This window comes from Roseovarius mucosus DSM 17069 (assembly GCF_000768555.3).
GTDB classification, from domain to species: Bacteria; Pseudomonadota; Alphaproteobacteria; order Rhodobacterales; family Rhodobacteraceae; genus Roseovarius; species Roseovarius mucosus.
Window position 1 is genome coordinate 607,063 of record NZ_KN293991.1, and the last position, 20,359, is coordinate 627,421.

Below are 20,359 nucleotides of genomic sequence, written 5' to 3' on the forward strand. Positions count from 1 at the left end.
GAAAAGATCGCGCAACCACTGAAACCAAAAGAAAAAACCGTGCCAGCCTTTCGCAAGCACAACGGTGTGACAGCCATTGTCAACGAAACGAAAGGGACACGTGATGACATCGCGCAGGCGCTGCATATTACTGACAACAACCTGCCTCTGCATTGGGCTTGGCCAAGGATGTGTCGGTTTCGCTCAAGAGACCTTACCGCAAGAGGGCTTTCTTGGCACCCTGACGCTTGGAGAAAGCAAGCGCGCGGTGCAGACCGAAACCGCCACGCCGACGACCGTGATCGACGAAGAGGAAATTCGCGACCGTCAAGCCGGGTCTGTGGCCGAATTGCTGGTAACGGTGCCTTCGGTGGCCCTGCTCAACGGCGACACGGCGCAGGGGTCTGGCATCTCGATCCGGGGCTTTGGCTCGAATGACACATTCGGCACGGATCAAAAGGTGCTGATTCAGGTCGATGGGGCCACGCGCGGTTCCGAGGAGCTTTACCGTATCGGCACGCAGCTCTTTACCGATCCGTTCCTTTTCAAGGAGGTCGAGGTGATCCGGGGCACGGTCGGGTCGTTCGAATACGGGTCTGGCGTTGTGGGCGGCGTCGTGCGGCTCGAAACCATCGACCCAGAGGATGTGACCGAAGGCGAGACCGGGTTTGGCCTGCGTCAAACTCTGGAATTCCAGACCAACGGCAATGGTGTGACGTCTTCGACCATCGGGGCGTGGCAACCGACCGAGAATTTCGGCCTGCTCTTCAACTATGTCAGCCGCAGGCTGGGTTTTCCCGAGGATGGCAGTGGCACTGTCATCAACCCGCTCAGGGCGCGGATCGACGATCCCTCGATGTTGATCAAGGCCAAGTATCGCTTTGGCGAGGATAAGGCCCATTCGATCGAGGCCAGCTATCAGGACACCCAAAGTTCACAATTCGACGTGCCGTTCGACAGCTTTGGCAATCTCACCTTCTTCGGCAACGTCGACCGCGAGGTCGAGAGCCAGACAAGCATCCTCAAATACAACTTCAACCCGCTTAACGATCTGGTTGATCTGACGCTGCAATATTCGCATGTGGATGAATCAATCCTTCAGTCTCCTGTCTCTTGCCCTGGCAGCCCACCGGCTCCGATCAGCATTTGTTCGGCGCTGCTTGATGCGGACCATGATTACGAAACGACCACGCTTACACTCAAGAACACATCCCTGTTCGATACCGGCGCATTGCGCCACGATCTGACAGCGGGGGTCGAATACATCAACCGCGAGCGCGTCAATGCCTTTGCCGCACCGGGGGGAGAAGATAACCGCTGGGCGATCTTTGCTGTGGATGAGATCGACATCGGTCGTGCTTGGACGTTGACGCCCGCCATCCGTTACGAAACCTCTGAGGTCAACGGAAACACCGCCCCCAACGATGGGCGCTTTTCCGAGGACGCGCTGGTGGGCGGTCTGTCGCTGCGCTATGCGTTCAACAACGGCTTTACCCTGTTCGGCAGCGCCGCCTATACCGAGGTTTTGCCGATCATCGACGATCTGGAATTCCCTATCCGGATTGGGCGGAGCGAAAAATCGCGCACCTATGAGCTTGGCTTTTCCTATGACCGTCGCGGTCTCTTGCGCGACAGTGACAGTCTGGCGCTCAAGGTCACGTATTTCGACAGTGAACTTTGGGATGTGAATTCCTTTGTCGATACCACGCCCGCCCAAGCCCTACTGGATGAAATCCAGACCCAAGGGCTGGAGTTTGAAGCGTCCTATGCCATGGGAAACGGCTTTTACGTCGATCTCAACGCCACAATCTCCGATGGCGAAGAGGTGGACGCATTGGGTGGGGTCCGTGATTGGCGCAACCTTGCTGCCAACAGCCTGCGCGCCACTGTGGGTAAGGTGTTTGACGACACCTATGACCTGAGTTGGGAGGTTGTCAGCGCCGACTCCATCACCGTCAACGGCGTGCGGGACGAGGGGTATACGGTCCACAACCTGCGCGCTACCATCGCCCCCGAGCGGGGAGTTTGGGAGGGAACCGAATTTCGCGTCGGCATCGAGAATCTGCTCGACGAGCAATACATGCCCAACCTGGCCACCCGTCCGGCGGTGGGGCGAAATTTCAAGCTGACGCTCGCCAAGACATTCTAAGAAGGAATCAGGGGGCAGGGCGCTTCGACTTGCCCCCTTGTTACCGCAGCTTCGAACCGTGCCAACAGCTTTCAGACCTTGCGCGCGCGGGATCGCTCGATCACGCTGACGACGAGCGAATCCAACCCTTAGCCTCAATACGCCGTGTACGATCGGCAGGATCCGACAGGACACCATGGTGAGGGGAATTTGAACACCAAGGAGCCAAGGCATGAAAGACATTGATCCCGATGCAACACCGGTCATCCCAAAGCCACTGAACCTGATTGGCAACGCGTGGGTCCCCGCACTCTCGGGCAAGGTGATGGAGGTGCTTTCGCCCATTGACGGGCTGCCCTTTGCCCAGATTGCCGACAGCGACGCCAGCGATATCGACGCGGCGGTCGCAGCGGCGCGTGCGGCCTTTGACGGCGGCGAGTGGTCCAGACTAACCGCCGCAGAGCGGGGCCGCCTGATGATCCGCCTCTCCGAGCGTATCCTTGAGAATATCGAACCACTGGCACAGCTCGAGCGGCGCGATAACGGCAAGCCGATTGCGCAGGCGCGCGCCGATATGAAAGTCACTGCACGCTATTTCGAATTCTACGGCGGTGGCGCGGACAAGGTGCATGGCGAGATCGTGCCCTTTCTCAACGGCTATAATGTCGAAGTGCACCGCGAGCCCTATGGCGTGACCGGCCATATCATCCCGTGGAACTATCCTGCGCAGATGTTTGGCCGTTCGGTTGCCCCGGCGCTCGCCATGGGCAATGCCACGGTCCTGAAACCCGCTGAAGACGCCTGCCTCAGCGCGTTGCGGATTGCTGAACTGGCGATCGATGTGGGCTTTCCCCCCGGTGCCATCAATATCGTCACCGGGCGCGGTGCCGTGGCCGGTCAGGCGCTGGCGGATCATCGGGGGATTGATTTCATGTCCTTCACCGGGTCGCCAGAGGTCGGCGTGATCGTCCAGACCGCAGCGGCCAGGAATTTCATTGGCTGCACGCTGGAATTGGGAGGCAAGTCACCGCAGATCGTGTTCGACGACGCTGACCTTGAGGCGGCGATGCCGGTTCTCGTCAATGCGGTGATCCAGAATGCCGGCCAGACCTGCTCGGCGGGCACCCGCGTGCTCTTGCAGCGTGGCATCTACGACCGCGCCGTGGCCGAATTGACGTCCCGGTTCAGCGCCATCGCCGCCTCGGATTCCGGCGAGGATGCGGTGCTTGGGCCGCTCATCTCCGCCAAGCAGAAAAAGCGGGTCGAGACCTATATCGCTGAGGCCGACGCGCCGCTTATGGCCCGTGGCAGCATCCGCCCCGATGCGCCAAAAGGCGGTTATTACGTTGCCCCCGCCGTGTTCGGCCCATGCGATCCCAAGGCGCGGATCGCACAAGAAGAGGTGTTCGGCCCGGTGCTCTGCCTGATCCCGTTCGAGGATGAAGCCGAGGCGATTTCGATTGCCAATGCCACTGACTATGGCCTTGTCGCCGCCGTCTGGACCCGCGATGGCGGACGCCAACAGCGTGTGGCCAAGGCGATGCGCTGCGGTCAGGTGTTTATCAACGGCTACGGCGCGGGTGGCGGCGTCGAATTGCCCTTTGGCGGCATCCGCAAGTCGGGCCATGGCCGCGAAAAGGGCTTTGCCGCGCTGCTCGAATTCTCGCGGATCAAGACGATCATCAACCATCACGGCTAGGCCGCGCTGCGGGTGGCACTGACAAGACCAAAGGAATGCAAGATGAGACTACAGGGAAAACGAACACTTGTGACCGGGGCAGCCTCGGGCTTTGGCAAAGGAATTGCAGAGGCTTATATCCGCGAAGGTGCCAAGGTGGCGGTGGTCGATTTGAACGAGGCCGGCGCGCGCGCCGTGGCAGAGGCGCTTGGTGAGAATGCCATCGCCGTGACCTGCGATGTGTCCAAGGGCGATCAGGTTCAGGCCGCCGTCGATGCCACGGTTGCCGCCTTTGGCGGGCTTGATGTCGTGGTCAACAATGCCGGTTGGAGCAATCCCAACAGCCCCCTGATGGAAACGGACGAGGCCACCTTTCGCAAGATCTACGACATCAACGTGCTGTCAATCTTTCACATGACCAAGACCTGTGTGCCGCTCTGGCGCGCTGCCGGGGGCGGGGTGATGATCAACATCGGCTCAACCGCAGGCATCCGCCCGCGCCCGGGCCTGACCTGGTATAACTCGTCCAAGGGGGCGGTGAACCTGATGACGCGCTCTTTGGCCGTGGAACTTGCCCCTGACAAGATCCGCGTCTGCTGTATCGCGCCGGTGATGGGTGCAACGGGCCTGCTGGAGCAGTTCATGGGTATGCCTGACACGCCCGAGAACCGCGCGCGGTTCATCTCGACGATTCCGATGGGCCGCCTATCCGAAGCGCGCGACATCGCCAATGCGGCGCTTTATCTGGCCTCGGATGAGGCGGATTTCATCACCGGCGTGGTGCTGGAGGTCGATGGCGGGCGGACGATATGAGAATGGGTGCGCGCTTCGGGACAATGCGCCGACCGCTCGGATCAAGGGGTGCCACGCCTTGATCGTGCGCCCATTTGCGGCAAGCTTGCCACAGAGCACTTTGCCGCAACAAGGAACCCCATGACCCCCTTTCGCTTCCTTCATAGCTCGGACCTGCATCTTGGCCGCGCCTTTGGCGGCTATCCCGAGGGTATACGCCACCGCCTGCGTGAGGCGCGGCATGGGGTGATTGCCCGGCTGGCCAAGGCCGCGCGCGACGGCGGGGCAGGGGTGGTTCTGCTCGCGGGTGATACTTTCGATGCCGAAACGCCAGCCCCCGACACATTGCGGCAAGCCCTCAGTGCGATGGGCGAGGAAGACGATTTGACTTGGGTGCTGCTGCCCGGCAACCATGACAGCCTTGCGGCCTCCGAACTCTGGCGGCGCATCGCGCGGGCCTCCCCTGCGAATTTGCGCGTCATCGCCTCCGATGCCCCGGTCGCTCTTGCCCCCGATCACTGGCTTTTGCCCGCGCCCTGCACGCAGCGCCGCCCGGGGCGCGATCTTACCGAGGCAATGTCGGCCCCTACGCCCCACGGCGCGCGGCGCATCCGGGCTTGGGCATGGGGCGATCACCGATTTCTCGGGCGAAGAAGGTGCCCTTGGCATCATCCCGCCCGACCGGGCCACGCGCTCGGGTCTCGATTATCTCGCCCTTGGCGATTGGCATGGGCAGATGCAGGTGACACCTACTACTTGGTATTCCGGAACACCAGAACCGGACGGGTTCAAGCATGACACACCGGGGGCCGCACTCCTCGTGACACTCGCGGGCACAGCAGAGGTGACGCCGGTCGACACCGCGCAGTTTCGCTGGCGCCGGCCGACCCTAGACGTTTTGCCCGGCGAAGATGTGATAGCGCGCCTTGCCGCCGCCCTTCCGCAGATCCGCGCTCGTGATCATCTGGTGCGCCTCACCGTGACCGGACGCCTGCCTTTGGCCGAGCGCGCCGCACTCGAGGGTGATCTGGCCACGCGCGCCCCGGCTTTCGGCTGGTTCGCGGCGGACCTCTCTGCTCTGGCCGTTGAGGCGATTCCCGAAGACCTCGATCAGATCGACCGTGCCGGCGCGCTGCGTCAAGCCGCCGAGGTTTTGATGGCCGAGGCGGGGGATGCCACGCTTTCGCAATCCGACCGCGATACGGCGTCAGCGGCGCTCGCCCGGCTCTATGCCCTTAGCCAAGAGGTGAGGACGTGAGGCTACGCGTCATCGAGTTGACCAACGTGCGCCGCTTCGCGGGGCAGCGGGCGCGCCTCAGCCAGATTGGCGACGGGATCACCGTGCTCTCCCAGCCCAATGAATTCGGCAAGTCGACCTTTTTTGACGCGTTGCACGCATTGTTCTTCGAACGGCATAACAGCCGCAATGCCGCCATCAAGGCTCTGCAACCGCATGCTGGGGGCGCGCCCGAGGTTGCGGCCGAGGTAGAACTCGCAGAGGGGCGCTTTCGCATTGCAAAGCGGTGGCTCAACCGCCCGCAGGCGCAGGTGCAGGATGCCACTGGCCGCCTGATCGCTCAGGCAGACGAGGCCGAGGCGTGGATTGACCAGCTTATGGGCGGGGGGCTGGCAGGCCCGTCTGGCCTGCTCTGGGTACGGCAAGGGTTGATGGGGTTGGAACCCGAGGGCAGCGGCGCGGACGACAAGCGTGAGCGTGAGCGCGGGTTGAATGCGCGACGTGATCTTTTGTCCTCCGTCGCGGGTGAGATCGACATGATGACCGGCGGACGGCGGATGGACGGCGTGATTGACCGTGTGACCGACGCGCTGATGCGCTTGACGACAGCCACCGGACGCCCCAAGGCCGGAGGCGAATGGGCCCGCGCGGTTGAAGAGGCCGCAACACTCGCCAGCGAAGAAGCCGAGTTGCGTCCGCGCGCCGCGCGGCTGTCGGGTGACCTCATCCGTCGGGCCGAGGTTCAGCGCAACCTTGCCCGCTTGACCGATCCCTCCGACATCGCTGGACGTGCGCAGGCCCTCGCTCAGGCCGAGGCGGAGCATCAAGCCGCGCAAGCGCATCAGGCCGAAGGTGCAAAGGCCGAAACCGCCCTGCGCCTTGCCCGGTTGGATGCCGAGCATCTGCAGCGCGATGTGCTGGCAGCAGAAGGCCGTGCCGCCCGCCTAGAGAAGGCAAAAGAGACGATGTCGCAGGCCGAGGAAATCGCAAAAAGAGCTTACACCCGCTTTGCCAACCTGGCCGAGTGCGACCAGGCCGCTGCCGAGAGCGCCGAGGATCTTGCCGCCAAGGCGCGCGACCTGCGCCGCCGCCTGCAACAGGCCACCCGTGCCCAAGCGGCGCATGCAGCACGGATCAAGGCGGAGGATCTCCAGCGCCGGTTGGACCGTGCCACCGAACTTCTGGCGGTGCTGTACAAGACCGAAGCCGCGCGGGCGGGCATCCGCGTCACGGCCAAACTGCTTGACGCCGCCGACAAGTCCCAAAGTGATCTCGATCTGGCACGCGCGCGGGCCGAGGCACAGGCCGTGACGATTACGGCGTACCCCGACGGCCTCCCGGCTTTGCGCAATGGTCAGCCCCTTGCCGCGCGTCCCACGCCGATCTTTGTCGCAACTGACATTGCCTTGCCGGGCTTTGGGATGTTGCATATCGACCCAGGTCTCGCGCGCGGCACGAACAGTGCCGCCGAAATTGAACGAGCAGGCAGGACGCTAGCGCGTCTCTTGGCGGAGGCGCAGGTTGACACGCTAGCCGACGCCCGCACCCAATGGGCCAAAGCTCAACGGCTTGAGGCAGAGGCCAAGCAGGGTGCGGCTCTCTGCGCCGAAGTGGCGCCTGAGGGTGTTGAGGCGCTGCGCGAGGCCTTGGCGCGGGCGCTGACCGCCGCAGCTGAGGCCCCGCAAGAGGCTGAGGATTTTGATGGCTTGACCAAGGAGCTCACCGCTGCCGAGGCCGACGAGGAGATCGCGCGCGCCACCGCGAAGGCGGCGCATGATCTGGCCGTGGCCGCAGGTGAAACCCGCGCCGCTGCCGAGGCCAACCGCAGTAGCGCAGAGCGGCAATTTGAGGCCGCCCTGTCCGAAGCCGGGGATCCGGATGCGCTGGCCGCCCATATTGCCGATCTCCGGGCCCGCCAGCCCGCGCTTGCCAGCGCCTGTGTGGAGGCCGAAAGGGCATGTGATAACCTGCGCGCCACCGCCCCGGACCTTGTCACTACCAAGGCCCGGTTGACCCGCGCCAAGGGAGCGGTCGATCAGACCACGCGCGATCTGGCCATGGCCCGCGAGAACCTTGCCAGCCTCAACGCCACTATCGCGGCACTGGCCGAAGAAGGGATTGAGGAACGTCTATCCGCCTTGGCCGACGCCCGCGTCGAATCTGAGGCGCGCGCCACCCGCTACGAGGCCGAGGCGCGGGCCCTCACCCGTCTGCGCCGCGCGTTGGACGAGGCGCGAACTCTCGCGCGCGAGGCCTATTTCGGCCCGGTCCTGCGCGAGTTGCAGCCGCTTCTTTCGATCCTCTATCCGGGAGCGCAGCTATCTATTGACGACACCAGCCTTTTGCCGGCGATTCTGACCCGCAATGGTCAAGCGGAATCGCTCGACATTCTTTCGGGCGGCACCCGCGAACAGGTTGCGATTCTGACACGGCTGGCCTTTGCGCGGCTATTTGCGGCCTCGGGACGTCCCGTCCCGGTGATTTTGGATGATGCCCTAGTTCATTCCGATGATGATCGCATCGAAGCCATGTTTGATGCGCTCCATCGTTCGGCGCGCGAACAGCAAATTCTTGTTCTCACCTGCCGACAACGCGCCTTTGCGGCTTTGGGTGGCACGCGCGCAGAGGTGACGGTTGAGGCAACATGAGCGCGGCCTCTGGGCCGTGCTGCCAAAGGACCAACGTGGGGCACGCCACCGGCAATCCGTGCAGAGATCTCATGCCGCGCTAGGAGGGAAAGCGGAGCCCGACCTGCAGACCAGGGCCCGCATCTTTGAGGGCCAACGTCGCATCATGCACTTGCGCAATTCCCGCAACAAGGCTCAGCCCTAATCCATTCCCGGGGGTCATGCGGCTACGATCCAGCCGGTAAAGTCGGCGCAGCACCAGATCCCACTCTGCCTCGGGGATGCCGGGGCCGTTATCCGTGACCGCCAGATACACATGGGCTTCTGACTGACACAGAGCAACGGTGATCCGGCTACCTTGCGGGGTGTGATGCATGGCATTCTCAATGAGATTGGCAAGAACCTGCCCCAACAACGTGCGATCCCCCATCACTGGACGCACCGGGACATCGGGGAGGGCGCAGATCAGAGTTTGCCCATTCTCAGTGGCAGCGGGCTCGTAGACATCACAGAAGGTCCGGCATAGCTCGGACAGGTCCACCGGCGCAAACCGCGCCCGTGGCGAGCCGCTTTCGATCTGTGCCAGTTGCAATAGCGCGTGAAAGATCGACACGATCCGGTCGAGTTCCGCCTGTGCCTTTTCCAGCATCTCCCGCGCATTCCCGGTCAGATCCGGGCTCTGACTCAATTCATCCAGATGGACGGCAGCGCGTTGAATCGGGGTCTTGAGGTCATGGGCAATATCCGATGAAACCTGCCGCAGGCTCTCGACCACATCCTCTTGGGAGCGGGCCATCTGATCAATCTTGGCGCCAATTCGGGCCAGATCGTCAGACCAGCCTTTAACAGCGCCCACCCGCGCTTGCAGGTTGCCCGAAGTCAGCTGATCCAGCGTTCCGCTGATTACCGCCACATGCCGCGCGCCGCGCCGCGCCAGAAACAGTCCGCCCGACAGCGCCACAAGAACCGTCGGCAGCAGCGATATACCCAGTATGTTTAGAAAAGTTTCCCGCAGCGCGTCGATATGCGCAAGGCTGCGTGCCACAGTGAGTTGACCACCACGCAGCGAGGTGGTCAACGCCAGAAACCGCCCCTCGATTTCCGGGTTTCCCGGAAGATAGGACAGAATCCGATAGCCATCCGCATCGCGCGCCACCAGTGCGTTGCCATAGTGCCGTCCGTTCGGCGCGAAATAACTCAACACGACTCGTTCGGGATCCGTGTTGCGCGCCTCCGCCTCGACCAAAGAGGCGAGTGCGGCGGCAGAAGGGGCCGCGTGAAATCCGGCCATATCCTGCGTAAGATCGGCGCGAAGCGTCTCCTCAAAGGAGGCTTGCGTGTAAAGATAACTCGCAAGGAGCCCCAACAGCGATACGAGCGAGAACAAGAACACGAGGCCAGCCGCCAGCCGGATCGGCATCGAACGGAGAAGTGAGACGCGAGTCAGGATCATCCGTCAATCCGATAACCTGCACCGCGCACGGTCTTGATAAGCTCTGTCGCGAATGGCTTGTCCACCTTGGCGCGCAAGCGGCTGATATGGGTTTCAACCACATTGGTCATCGGATCGAACGAGATGTCCCAGATTGCTTCGAGCAGCATCGTGCGTGTCTGCACGCGCCCCTTACGGCGCAGCAGATGCTCAAGAATTGCGAACTCTCGTGGCAAAAGGTCGATCTCCTGCCCCTCCCGCGTTACCTTGCGGGCGATCAGGTCCATTTCCAGGGGACCTGCGCGCAACACGGTCTCTTGCTCCAGCGCATGCGGACGCCGCGCAAGCGCTGCAACCCGTGCCGACAACTCGCCAAAGGCAAAGGGCTTGACCAGATAGTCATCCGCCCCCGCGTTCAGCCCGCTGACCCGCTCTTCGACACTCCCAAGCGAGGTCAGAAAAAGGACCGGCGTGTGATTACCCGCCCCGCGCAGGGTCTTGACCAGTGTCAGCCCGTCAATTTCGGGCAACATCCGGTCGATGATCAGAACGTCATAGGAGCCGCTCGTTGCTTGGATCAACGCCTCCCGCCCGTTGCTGACCAGATCGACAGTATGCCCCTCTTCGCGCAGACCTCGCGCGATATAGGCCCCTGTCGTTGCATCGTCTTCGACCACGAGCAGTTTCATGTCATCCTCTCGATGTGCGTCGCCTGCAAACAGCTATCCTTGTTCGACCTGCATTGCACCCGCTTTTGGCCGCGCCTGCCTTTCCTAAACTATTTGTATAGTCGGGCACATCCGGCTGTGAGACCTGTGCAGCATATGGGCAGCATCGGACGCAACACAACGGAGCTTTCAATGATGTCCTCCACACCTCTTTCCCGTCGCCTTGCAGGGTCCGCAGCCCTTGTCGCCGTTCTGGGCGCAACAGGCCTTTCACTGGGGGCCGCCAACCCGGCGCTAGCGGTGCCTGCGGGCGGATATGGCGATCTCGTCGCCGCCGTCTCGCCCGCGGTTGTCTATATCGAAGTCACCGCCAAGGCGCAGCCAACCAACATGTCCGGCGAATTACCCGAGGGCCTGCCCGAAGAGTTGCGCCGTCAGTTCGAGCGGATGATGCCCAGAGGTGAGATGCCGGCCCGTCAAGGTCTTGGGTCAGGCTTTATCATTTCCGAAGACGGCAAGATCGTCACCAATAACCATGTGGTCGAAGGTGCCGAGACCGTGACCGTCAAACTCGCGGATGGCCGTGCATTTGACGCGACCGTGGTCGGTAGCGACCCGCTGACCGATGTGGCCGTGCTCCAGCTCGACACCGAGGAATCCCTGCCCTTCGTGCGCTTTGGCGACTCCGACGCAATGCGGGCCGGGGATGAGGTGGTCGCGGTCGGCAATCCCTATGGTTTGGGCGGCACGGTGACATCCGGCATCGTCTCGGCCCTGTCGCGCAACATCAACTCCGGCCCCTATGATGACTATATCCAGACAGATGCCGCCATCAACCGGGGTAATTCCGGAGGGCCGCTCTTCAACAACGCAGGTGAGGTGATCGGCATGAATACCGCCATCTTTTCGCCCGATGGCGGATCGGTCGGTATCGGTTTTGCGGTGCCGTCGGACCTTGTGCAGCACATCGTTGCGGACCTGTCCGATGACGGCACGATCACGCGTGGCTGGCTCGGCGTGCAGATCAAGCCTATGCCCGAAGATATCGCCCAAGTGCTAGGGTACGAAACCCCCAGAGGCGCAGTGATCGAGAACGTTACGCCCGATAGCCCCGCCGCCAAGGCCGGGCTCAAACAAGGCGATATTATCCTCAGCTTCAATGAGACTGAGATTTCCGAGTTGCGCGATTTGACCCGCGCTGTGGCTGCAACCACACCAGAGGCCATCGTGCCCGTCAAGGTGCTGCACAAGGGGGCGGAGAAGACCCTCGACGTGACGATTGGCACGCTCGCCAATCCCAACGCTTGAGGCAATACCGCGTCGGCGTATCCATGCGGCGCCGACGCGGATGATCCGGCCTCTCTTGACTAATCGATGCGCAGCTGGTGCAGGCCGACCGTTTTGCGGTCTTGGATAACCTCAAGGTCACCCTCAAGCCATTGTCCAAGCTGTACTCTTGCGATCCAAGGACCCTGTCACGCCAAGATGGGTGAGGCCATTCTTTCGGCCTCAAGCAACATCAAAGAGCGGCCAGTATAAGCGCAGGAAGTCCCACCATTCCTGCGCAAATGATACCAATTGAAATGCCTAGGCCTTTGAACATTTTGCATTTTCCTTCTTTGCCGGTGTCATTACTGGCCAGATAGGGCGATGCGCCGAGAAAAAATGCGGCAGGCTGACGCACTTCCCATCTGCTCACGCCACTTCAGGTCGAGGTTCGGTTTCTCCAAAACTCATTCGGGCCATGTTTCATTAAATCAGGGGGAATGGCCCCAATCGTCGGACGATCTCTGACGTCGCCGCGTGAGATGATCCCACGCCGCAGCGTCTGAGTGATCTGTCTGCGGGGGCATAAAAGCGGACACTTGCGCCCTGCACACAGCCCGCGCGGCTTAATCTAACGGAGAATTTAGAAAAATTGGCTGGGGTGGTAGGATTCGAACCTACGGTACACGGTACCAAAAACCGACGCCTTACCACTTGGCTACACCCCAACGTGACGCGCTAATTACTCTGGAGCTTGGCGCGGTTCAAGGGTGCTTGGCAAAAAAAACGAGATGCAATCCGGATGACGCGGCATCCATCTGATAAAAATACATAAATTCATTGTCTACGGGGGTGGTTACTCGAAAGTCTCACCCTCCGTGACCCCCCAGAGCGCAGATTTGGGGGCCCAGCCCTCATAGCCACCGGCGGATACTGCGCACCAGTCCGCTTGGCATTCCTCGAGTCGCGCGATTACGCCCTGTTCCAGACGGGCCACTACCATGGCATTCGCTTCGGGCTTGGCCAGCAGGTCCAGCATCTCGACCTCGACACTGGCGGTGCGCACGCCAGAGAGAAGTGTGTAATGCACCCAGCCGCCCGCACCGTCCCGGTCGCGCACCCGGCGCCAATGGCCATGCTCTGCCGTGATCTCGAGCGGCATGTCGCGCCGCTTGAAGATCCAGTCGATGCGATGCGTCAGGCTGGGGCCGCGGCGCACATTACCCTCAGCGGCCTTCATCGACACAAAACGTGGCAGCGGCAGGTTCGTGACCGGCCCGCGTTCTTGGGCCAAGGCACCTAAGGGGCCCAGTCCCATCACCATGACAAGGGCGGCAAGCCCGGATTTCATTGCCGTCATTCGAATTCTGCCCGCAAACTGCAAGGGGGTTCTTGTGCCCCGCTCTTTCCTGCGCCACTCTGGCAGTAACGCGCCTGAAAGGAAAGTTTCAAGGAGGGCTTCATGCCATCTGCACGCCTGAGTGTTGTCGTTACGCGACGCCTGCCCGAGCCGGTCGAGACGCGGATGCGCGAACTTTTTGATGTTCGCCTGCGCGAGACGGACGCGCCCATGACACGCGAGGAACTGGCCCGCGCGGTCAAGGAGACGGATGTTCTGGTGCCGACCCTGTCCGACCGGATCGACGCCAGCCTGATCGCCCAGGCCGGGGACCGGCTCAAGCTGATCGCCAACTACGGGGCGGGGGTGGACCATATCGACGTGGGCACCGCGCGTCAGCACGGCATCCTTGTGTCGAATACACCGGGGGTTTCGGCTGACGACACTGCTGACATGACGATGGCACTGATCCTCAGTGTCACGCGGCGCCTGCCGGAAGGGCTGGCGATGATGCAAACGGGCAATTGGGGCGGCTGGTCGCCAACGGCGCTTTTGGGGGGGCAGGATTGCCGGTCGCAGGCTGGGTATCCTCGGAATGGGCCGGATCGGTCAGGCGGTGGCGCGGCGCGCGGCGGCCTTTGGCATGCAGGTGCATTATCACAATCGCCGCCGCCTGCGTCCCGAGATCGAAGAGAGCCTTCAGGCAACCTATTGGGAAAGTCTGGATCAGATGGTGGCGCGCATGGATGTGATCAGCATCAATTGCCCGCATACGCCCTCGACCTTCCACCTGATGAACGCCCGGCGCCTCAAGTTGATGAAGCCGGAGGCGGTGATCGTCAACACTTCGCGCGGTGAGGTGATCGACGAAAACGCCCTCACGCGGATGTTGCGTGCCGGAGAGATCGCGGGCGCAGGCCTCGATGTCTACGAGCATGGGGCTGACATCAATCCGCGCCTGCGCGAGTTGAAGAATGTCGTGCTCTTGCCGCATATGGGTTCGGCCACCGTCGAAGGGCGGATCGAGATGGGCGAAAAGGTGATCATCAACATCAAGACCTTTGACGACGGCCACCGCCCGCCGGATCAGGTCGTCCCCTCGATGCTGTGATGGCTCGCCTTTGGCCTCGCTCTGGCCTATGACGGCGCGATGACCCAGCCAGAGCCTTTTGAAATCTTCCTTGCCGCTGCACCGGGACATGAAACCGCCCTCGCAGAAGAGGCGGTGGAGAATGGCTTTGGCCCTGTCACGATCCTGCCCGGCGGGGTAAGCTTCATGGGCCTTTGGCCTGATGTCTGGCGCGCCAATCTCGTGTTGCGCGGGGCAGGGCGGGTGCTGGCGCGGATCGGGGCGTTCCGCGCGATGCACCTAGCCCAGTTGGACAAGCGGGCGCGGAAATTCGATTGGGCCGCGCATCTGCGCCCGGATGTGCCGCTGCGAGTCGAAGTCACCTGTCGCAAGTCCAAGATCTATCATGCGGGGGCAGCGACAGAGCGGATCGTCAAGGCGTTGACCGAATCCTTAGGCGTGTCCGTCACAGAGGATGCGCCCCTGCGCCTGATGGCACGGATCGAGGATGATCTGGTCACCTTCAGTCTTGATACATCAGGCGAACCGTTGCATCGGCGCGGGTATAAAGAGGCCGTGAACAAGGCGCCCCTGCGAGAGACCTTGGCGGCGCTTTTTTTGCGGCAATGCGGTTACGACGGGCGCGAGCCGGTGCTTGATCCGATGTGTGGTTCCGGCACCTTTCCCATCGAGGCGGCAGAAATTGCGGCGGGGCTGATGCCCGGTCGCACGCGGCGCTTTGCCTTTGAGGATATGGCAGCCTTTGATCCAGCCGTTTGGTCGGCGCTGAAGGCCGCAGACACGCCACGCGCCACAACCCAGCGGTTCATGGGGTTTGACCGCGACGCGGGCGCTGTGCGCATGGCGTCCGAGAATGCGGACCGCGCCGGGGTTGCCGGGATCACGCGCTTTGTCTGCCAGCCGCTTTCGGCGCTGACCCGTCCCGAGGGGCCGCCAGGGCTGGTAATGGTCAACCCGCCCTACGGTGCACGGATCGGCAATCGCAAGCTCCTTTTTGGCCTCTATGCCAGCTTGGGCGAGGTGTTGCGCCGCGAGATGACCGGATGGCGCGTGGGTATTGTCACCAGTGACGCAGGGTTGGCCAAGACCACCGGGCTGCCCTTCTTGCCACCGGGGCCGCCTGTGGCGCATGGTGGGCTCAAGGTGACGCTCTGGCGCACTGATCCGCTCTAGGGAGACTGCCACATGCGCGCGCTGGTTCTGATCCTTGTCATGGTCACAGGCGGGACGGCTTGGGCGCAACAGGCTGCCGATACCGTCGCACCCGAGGGGGCCGGGGCAGGGGTCTTGCAGGTGCCTTTGCCGCTTGCGGCGGCGCAAGCGGCCAAGGACGCGGGCCAGCCGGTCGAATCGCACAACTGGATGATCGCCGCGGCCCATCCGCTTGCCGTCGAGGCGGGGGCGCGGGTGCTGCGCGAGGGTGGCACGGCGGCGGATGCGATGATCGCCACGCAGCTTGTGTTGGGGTTGGTCGAGCCGCAGAGCTCAGGGCTTGGGCGGGGGGGCCTTTCTTGTCTGGCACGACGGCACAAGCGGTAAGATCACCACGCTTGATGGGCGCGAAACAGCGCCCTTGGCGGCAACCCCTACACTCTTTCAGGATGCGACGGGACAGCCGCTCGCCTTTTTTGATGCGGTGGTGGGCGGGCGTTCGGTGGGCACGCCCGGCACCCCGGCGCTTCTGGCCGATGCGCATGCCCGATGGGGGCGGGCCGATTGGGCAGGGCTGTTTTCCGAGGCCATCGCCCTGGCTGAGGGCGGTTTTCCCGTCAGTCCGCGTCTGGCCGGATTGATTGCCGAGGATGCCGAACGCCTCAAGATATTCAAGGATACGCGCGACTATTTTCTGCCCGGCGGCACACCGCTCGCAGCGGGGCAGACGCTGCGCAACCCGGACTATGCCGACACTCTGCGCCGCCTCGCCTCTGAGGGGGTATCCGTCTTTTATTCCGGCGAGATCGCGCTTGATATTGCCGAGCGGGTGCAGCGGTCGGGGGGCAATCCGGGCGTCCTGAGCCCCCTCGACCTTGCCATCTACCGGGTCAAGGAACGGCCCGCGCTCTGCACGCCTTATCGCGGCTATGAGGTTTGCGGGATGGGGCCGCCGTCGTCGGGGGCTAGCACGGTGGGGCAAATCCTGGGGCTTCTCGAACCTTTCGACCTATCGATCCTTGGGCCGAAAAGCCCCGAGGCTTGGCGCCTCATCGGGGATGCCAGCCGCCTCGCCTTTGCTGACCGTGGCCGCTTTCTGGCCGATAACGATTTCGTGCCGGTGCCGATCAAGGGCTTATTGGCTCCTGACTATCTCAAGACCCGTTCAGAGCTTTTGCGCGGAGACGATGCCTTGCCAGAGGTGGCACCCGGCCAACCCGAGTTCGATCACGCCCATCTCTGGGCGGATGATCGATCGTTGGAACTGCCCTCAACCTCGCATATCTCGATTGTCGACAGCTACGGCAATGCCCTGTCGATGACGACGACGATTGAAAACGGGTTCGGGTCGCGCCTGATGGTGCGGGGGTTTCTGCTCAACAACGAGCTGACCGATTTCTCCTTTGCCACCCACGACGACGGTCGGCCCATCGCGAATGCTCTGGCCCCCGGCAAGCGCCCGCGCTCTTCCATGGCACCCACGATTCTGCGCCGCGACGGTGCCCCGGTGCTTGTGCTGGGTAGTCCGGGGGGAAGCAGCATCATCGGCTATGTCGCCAAGACCATCATCGCTTGGGTGGATTGGGGCCTTGATGTGCAAGGGGCGGTCAGCCTGCCGCATCTCGTCAACCGCTTTGGCCCCTATGACATCGAACCCGCCGCCGCTGCTCTGGTGGCACCTCTCTCCGATATGGGATTTGAAACACGCCAGACGGCGCTGACCTCTGGCCTGCATGTCATTGCCATTGGCACGGAGCTTTCAGGCGGGGCCGATCCCCGCCGTGAAGGGCTTGCCTATGGCGAATGACCGATTTTGAGTATTTGGGCCATAAAGAAACCAGTCTGCTTTCATCTGGCCTGAAATACCTCAGGGGGTCCGGGGGGCAGCGCCCCCCGCCTGCTCAGCCCTCGGCCAGATCGCGCAGGATGGGGCAATCGGGCCGCGCATCCCCGGCGCATTCGCGCACCAGATGCTGCAGCGCGGCTTGCATAGACTGCAACTGCACGATTTTCTCTTCGATCTGCGTCAGATGCTCTTGGGCCAGCTGTTTGACATCGCTGCTGGCGCGGTCCTGATCTTCGTAGAGCGCCATCAGCTTGCGGCAATCCTCTATGGAAAACCCGAGTGCGCGGGCACGCCCCAGAAAGGCCAGCTTGTGACTGTCGCTCTGGCGAAAGACACGGTAGCCATTGGTGTCGCGCAGGGGCCGGATGAGACCGATCTCCTCATAATAGCGGATCGTCTTGGGGGGCAGGCCGGTTTCGCGGGCCACGTCCGAGATATTCATGCCGCATCTCCCATCATCGGGCGCATCCGCCTGAGGCGAAGCGCATTGGAGAGCACGAAGACCGACGAGAGTGCCATCGCCCCCGCCGCCAGCATTGGCGACAAGAGAAGGCCCGTTGCCGGATAGAGCACCCCCGCCGCCACCGGAATGAGTGCGGCGTTATAGGCAAAGGCCCAAAAGAGGTTCTGCCGGATATTGCGTAGAGTACGATGCGAGAGCGCCTGCGCCTCGACCACGCCGGTCAGATCGCCCGACATCAGCACCACGTCTGCCGCCTCTATGGCTACATCCGTACCGGTGCCCACGGCGATTCCCACATCGGCCTGTGCCAACGCGGGCGCATCGTTGATCCCGTCCCCGACAAAGGCAAGCGTGCCAAATTGCTCTTGCAGCGCACGCACTGCCGCCACCTTGCCCTCGGGCAGCACCTCAGCCTCGACATGGTCGATACCAAGGTCGCGCGCGATGGCGCGGGCTGTGGCCGCACTGTCGCCGGTGATCATCGCGGTCTTGATCCCCTTGGCATGGAGGGCGGCGATGACCGCAGCACTGGTCGGTTTAACCTGATCGGCGATGCCCAACACCGCCACCAGACGCCCATCGATTGCGATGTGGATGGCGGTCTGTCCCGCCTCTGCAAGGGCCTTGGCCTCTGTGGCCAAGGTGCCGATCTCGATGCCCTCGCGTGTCATGAGGCGCGCCGCGCCGATCAGAATACGCAGGCCCTCGACCTCGGCGCTCAGCCCGTGCCCGGCGATGGCCCGCACGGCGCTTGCCCCCGGCACCTCAAGACCCCGCCGCGCCGCTTCAGCCTCGACCGCGCGAGCGATGGGGTGTTCAGAGCGCGCCTGTGCCGCCGCCGCCAGCCGCAGCACGGTGTCCGCATCCTGCCCTGCCACCACTGCAATCCGCGTCACCTCGGGTTTGCCGCGCGTCAGCGTGCCGGTCTTGTCAAAGGCAATGGCGCGCACCTCATCGAGCCGCTGCAACGCCTCGCCCTTGCGAAACAGTACGCCCAGTTCCGCCGCCCGCCCGGTGCCCACCATGATCGAGGTCGGCGTCGCCAAACCCATAGCGCAGGGACAGGCGATGATCAGAACAGACACCCCCGCGACCAGCGCGTGGGTCAGAACCGGGGCCGAGCCCAACAGGAGCCAGACCGCCACCGTCACAAGTGCAATCGCGATCACCACCGGCACAAATATTCGCACCACCCGATCCGCCAGCGCCTGCACCGGCAGTTTGGCGCCCTGCGCCGTCTCGACCATTGCCACGATTCGCGCCAGAACCGTATCCTGCCCGACGGCCGTCGCGCGAAAGCTGAGCGCGCCGGCGCCATTGACCGTGCCGCCGACGACGCTGTCACCGGGTCCCTTGGCCACGGGCAGCGCCTCGCCGGTGATCATGGATTCGTCGATATGCGAGTGACCCTCTGTCACCTCGCCATCAATCGCTACCCGCTCGCCGGGGCGCAGATGAATCAGATCGCCAAGGGCGACTTCATCTATAGGCAGATCGCTGACCTTGCCCTTGCGCTCGACCCTTGCCGTCTTGGGCTGTAACCCGATCAGTCGCTGGATTGCTGCCCCCGTGCGGCCCTTGGCCCGCGCCTCGAGCCAGCGGCCCGTCAGGATCAGGGTGACAATGACTGCCGCCGCCTCGAAATAGACCGCGCGCGTGCCTTCGGGCAAAAGCGTAGGGGCCAAGAGCGCCACCGTGGAATAGGCCCAGGCCGCACTCGCGCCCAAGGCCACGAGGCTGTTCATGTCCGGCGCGCCCTTGAGCAGCGCGGGAACGCCCAGACGGTAGAATTGCCGCCCCGGCCAGAGCAGAACCAGCGTGGTCAGCCCGAACTGCACCGACCAGGACAGTCCCATGCCAAGCGTCGTCATGATCAGATCATGCAGAGCCGGGATCATGTGCCCCCCCATCTCCAGCACAAAGACCGGAAGTGTCAAAAGACCGGCGATCCAGACCTGTCGGCGTGCATGGCCGATCTCTTCCGCGCGCCGGGCTGTGGGGCCCTCGCCGCCGGGGGTGTGCAGTCGTGCCGGATAACCCGCCTCGGTCAGGGCACGCGCCAGAGCGCGCGCATCCGTGCTGCCGGGCAAATAGCGGACGCGGGCCGTTTCCGTGGCAAGATTGACCTGCGCCTCGAGCACGGCGGGCAGGGCCATCAGCGCGCGCTCGGCGCGGCCCACGCAGGAGGCGCAGGTCATGCCGCTGACGGCAAGTGTTACGGTATCCTCGCGGGCCGGGTAGTTGGCCGCCCGCAGCGCAGCCACGATTTCGGCGGCCTCTGCGCCGTTCAGGCTCATCTGCGCAGTGCCATTGGCAAAATTGACCGAGGCATGGCTAATCCCGGCCACTGCGCCAAGCGCCCGCTCGGCTCTCCCGGCACAGCCTGCACAGCTCAGCCCCTGTACCTCGATTCTAATGTTGCTCGGCTCTGCCATGACGATTCCCTTTGTGATTTGAGGCTTAGATAGGGGTTCCAGTCACTGTAAGGTCAAGAGCTGAGGCCCAAATTGCTGGAAAACAGAGCGATTTGCAGGGAAAACAGGCGGTACGAAGAAAAATTCATTTTTCTGTAAAAAACCCCTTGCGACTCTCCAGGCTCACCCGTAAATACCCCTTCACCGGCGCTGCTGAGGCGGTTGCTGGGACGCGGAACGGAGTTGAG

14 protein-coding genes, 1 tRNA gene and 2 pseudogenes are annotated in these 20,359 nt (G+C 62.9%); 10 read left to right on the plus strand and 7 right to left on the minus strand.

Annotated features, from left to right (window positions below; genetic code table 11):
• Positions 1-103: 103 nt before the first annotated feature.
• From ROSMUC_RS20690 to ROSMUC_RS20710, 6 genes are all read left to right on the plus strand, one after another.
• Positions 104-2,128 carry a TonB-dependent receptor domain-containing protein gene (locus ROSMUC_RS20690; RefSeq protein WP_425442849.1) on the plus strand — a complete coding sequence of 675 codons (2,025 nt, stop codon included), beginning with the start codon at positions 104-106 and terminating at the stop codon, positions 2,126-2,128.
• A gap of 211 nt (positions 2,129-2,339) precedes the next feature.
• On the plus strand, positions 2,340-3,806 hold the full coding sequence (locus tag ROSMUC_RS20695) for an aldehyde dehydrogenase family protein (RefSeq protein ID WP_037276796.1): 1,467 nt from the start codon (positions 2,340-2,342) through the stop codon (positions 3,804-3,806).
• A gap of 42 nt (positions 3,807-3,848) precedes the next feature.
• Positions 3,849-4,598, plus strand: a complete 750-nt coding sequence (locus ROSMUC_RS20700; protein WP_037276797.1) for an SDR family oxidoreductase — start codon at positions 3,849-3,851, stop codon at positions 4,596-4,598.
• Between the two features lie 120 nt (positions 4,599-4,718).
• Entirely contained in the window at positions 4,719-5,375 is a 657-nt protein-coding gene (locus tag ROSMUC_RS21520) for a metallophosphoesterase family protein (protein WP_245875256.1), read from the plus strand.
• Complete coding sequence (locus ROSMUC_RS21525; RefSeq protein WP_245875257.1) at positions 5,320-5,835, plus strand: hypothetical protein; 516 nt, start codon at positions 5,320-5,322, stop codon at positions 5,833-5,835. Before ROSMUC_RS21520 ends, ROSMUC_RS21525 begins: the two co-directional genes overlap by 56 nt.
• A complete protein-coding gene (locus ROSMUC_RS20710; protein WP_037276798.1) occupies positions 5,832-8,462 on the plus strand; it encodes an AAA family ATPase in 2,631 nt (876 codons plus the stop codon). The genes ROSMUC_RS21525 and ROSMUC_RS20710 overlap by 4 nt, the downstream gene beginning before the upstream one ends.
• A gap of 79 nt (positions 8,463-8,541) precedes the next feature.
• On the opposite strand, the gene ROSMUC_RS20715 is transcribed toward ROSMUC_RS20710, so the two are convergent.
• Positions 8,542-9,894 (minus strand): sensor histidine kinase, encoded by a 1,353-nt coding sequence (locus ROSMUC_RS20715; RefSeq protein ID WP_037276799.1) that lies wholly within the window; start codon positions 9,892-9,894, stop codon positions 8,542-8,544.
• Entirely contained in the window at positions 9,891-10,562 is a 672-nt protein-coding gene (locus tag ROSMUC_RS20720) for a winged helix-turn-helix domain-containing protein (RefSeq protein ID WP_037276800.1), read from the minus strand. The genes ROSMUC_RS20715 and ROSMUC_RS20720 overlap by 4 nt, the downstream gene beginning before the upstream one ends.
• Positions 10,563-10,736: 174 nt before the next feature.
• Here ROSMUC_RS20720 and ROSMUC_RS20725 point away from each other — a divergent pair, with 174 nt between their 5' ends.
• Positions 10,737-11,849, plus strand: coding sequence for a Do family serine endopeptidase (locus tag ROSMUC_RS20725; protein ID WP_037276918.1), 1,113 nt, complete (start codon positions 10,737-10,739; stop codon positions 11,847-11,849).
• Between the two features lie 211 nt (positions 11,850-12,060).
• Here ROSMUC_RS20725 and ROSMUC_RS21235 read toward each other — a convergent pair whose 3' ends face one another.
• The 3 genes from ROSMUC_RS21235 to ROSMUC_RS20735 all read right to left on the minus strand — a co-directional run bounded on the left by ROSMUC_RS21235 (position 12,061) and on the right by ROSMUC_RS20735 (position 13,167).
• Positions 12,061-12,240 carry a hypothetical protein gene (locus tag ROSMUC_RS21235; protein WP_206018486.1) on the minus strand — a complete coding sequence of 60 codons (180 nt, stop codon included), beginning with the start codon at positions 12,238-12,240 and terminating at the stop codon, positions 12,061-12,063.
• A 220-nt stretch (positions 12,241-12,460) separates the two neighbouring features.
• Positions 12,461-12,535 (minus strand) — tRNA-Gln (locus ROSMUC_RS20730).
• A gap of 128 nt (positions 12,536-12,663) precedes the next feature.
• Positions 12,664-13,167 carry an SH3 domain-containing protein gene (locus ROSMUC_RS20735; protein WP_037276801.1) on the minus strand — a complete coding sequence of 168 codons (504 nt, stop codon included), beginning with the start codon at positions 13,165-13,167 and terminating at the stop codon, positions 12,664-12,666.
• A gap of 102 nt (positions 13,168-13,269) precedes the next feature.
• Here ROSMUC_RS20735 and ROSMUC_RS20740 point away from each other — a divergent pair.
• The 3 genes and pseudogenes from ROSMUC_RS20740 to ggt all read left to right on the plus strand — a co-directional run bounded on the left by ROSMUC_RS20740 (position 13,270) and on the right by ggt (position 17,195).
• Positions 13,270-14,257: pseudogene (locus ROSMUC_RS20740) on the plus strand (2-hydroxyacid dehydrogenase).
• 39 nt (positions 14,258-14,296) lie between these two features.
• Complete coding sequence (locus tag ROSMUC_RS20745) at positions 14,297-15,409, plus strand: THUMP domain-containing class I SAM-dependent RNA methyltransferase (RefSeq protein WP_037276802.1); 1,113 nt, start codon at positions 14,297-14,299, stop codon at positions 15,407-15,409.
• A 12-nt stretch (positions 15,410-15,421) separates the two neighbouring features.
• A pseudogene (gene ggt, locus ROSMUC_RS20750) lies at positions 15,422-17,195 on the plus strand (gamma-glutamyltransferase).
• Between the two features lie 94 nt (positions 17,196-17,289).
• On the opposite strand, the gene cueR reads toward ggt, so the two are convergent.
• Together cueR and ROSMUC_RS20760 are read right to left on the minus strand one after the other, a co-directional pair.
• The gene (gene cueR / locus ROSMUC_RS20755; RefSeq protein WP_037276803.1) at positions 17,290-17,676 is read right to left on the minus strand and encodes a Cu(I)-responsive transcriptional regulator; all 387 of its coding nucleotides are present in this window, start codon (positions 17,674-17,676) and stop codon (positions 17,290-17,292) included.
• Positions 17,673-20,132: a heavy metal translocating P-type ATPase gene (locus ROSMUC_RS20760; protein WP_037276804.1), complete on the minus strand. Its 2,460-nt coding sequence runs from the start codon at positions 20,130-20,132 to the stop codon at positions 17,673-17,675. The genes cueR and ROSMUC_RS20760 overlap by 4 nt, the downstream gene beginning before the upstream one ends.
• Between the last annotated feature and the right edge of the window lie 227 nt (positions 20,133-20,359).

Excerpts from the sequence above, each read along its gene's own strand:
- ROSMUC_RS20725 (WP_037276918.1), top strand. The coding sequence starts at position 10,737 with ATGTCCTCCACACCTCTTTCCCGTCGCCTTGCAGGGTCCGCAGCCCTT.
- ROSMUC_RS20715 (WP_037276799.1), bottom strand. The coding sequence starts at position 9,894 with ATGATCCTGACTCGCGTCTCACTTCTCCGTTCGATGCCGATCCGGCTG.
- ROSMUC_RS21520 (WP_245875256.1), top strand. The coding sequence starts at position 4,719 with ATGACCCCCTTTCGCTTCCTTCATAGCTCGGACCTGCATCTTGGCCGC.
- ROSMUC_RS20690 (WP_425442849.1), top strand. The coding sequence starts at position 104 with ATGACATCGCGCAGGCGCTGCATATTACTGACAACAACCTGCCTCTGC.
- cueR (WP_037276803.1), bottom strand. The coding sequence starts at position 17,676 with ATGAATATCTCGGACGTGGCCCGCGAAACCGGCCTGCCCCCCAAGACG.
- ROSMUC_RS20700 (WP_037276797.1), top strand. The coding sequence starts at position 3,849 with ATGAGACTACAGGGAAAACGAACACTTGTGACCGGGGCAGCCTCGGGC.
- ROSMUC_RS20720 (WP_037276800.1), bottom strand. The coding sequence starts at position 10,562 with ATGAAACTGCTCGTGGTCGAAGACGATGCAACGACAGGGGCCTATATC.
- ROSMUC_RS20760 (WP_037276804.1), bottom strand. The coding sequence starts at position 20,132 with ATGGCAGAGCCGAGCAACATTAGAATCGAGGTACAGGGGCTGAGCTGT.
- ROSMUC_RS20745 (WP_037276802.1), top strand. The coding sequence starts at position 14,297 with ATGACCCAGCCAGAGCCTTTTGAAATCTTCCTTGCCGCTGCACCGGGA.
- ROSMUC_RS20695 (WP_037276796.1), top strand. The coding sequence starts at position 2,340 with ATGAAAGACATTGATCCCGATGCAACACCGGTCATCCCAAAGCCACTG.
- ROSMUC_RS20735 (WP_037276801.1), bottom strand. The coding sequence starts at position 13,167 with ATGACGGCAATGAAATCCGGGCTTGCCGCCCTTGTCATGGTGATGGGA.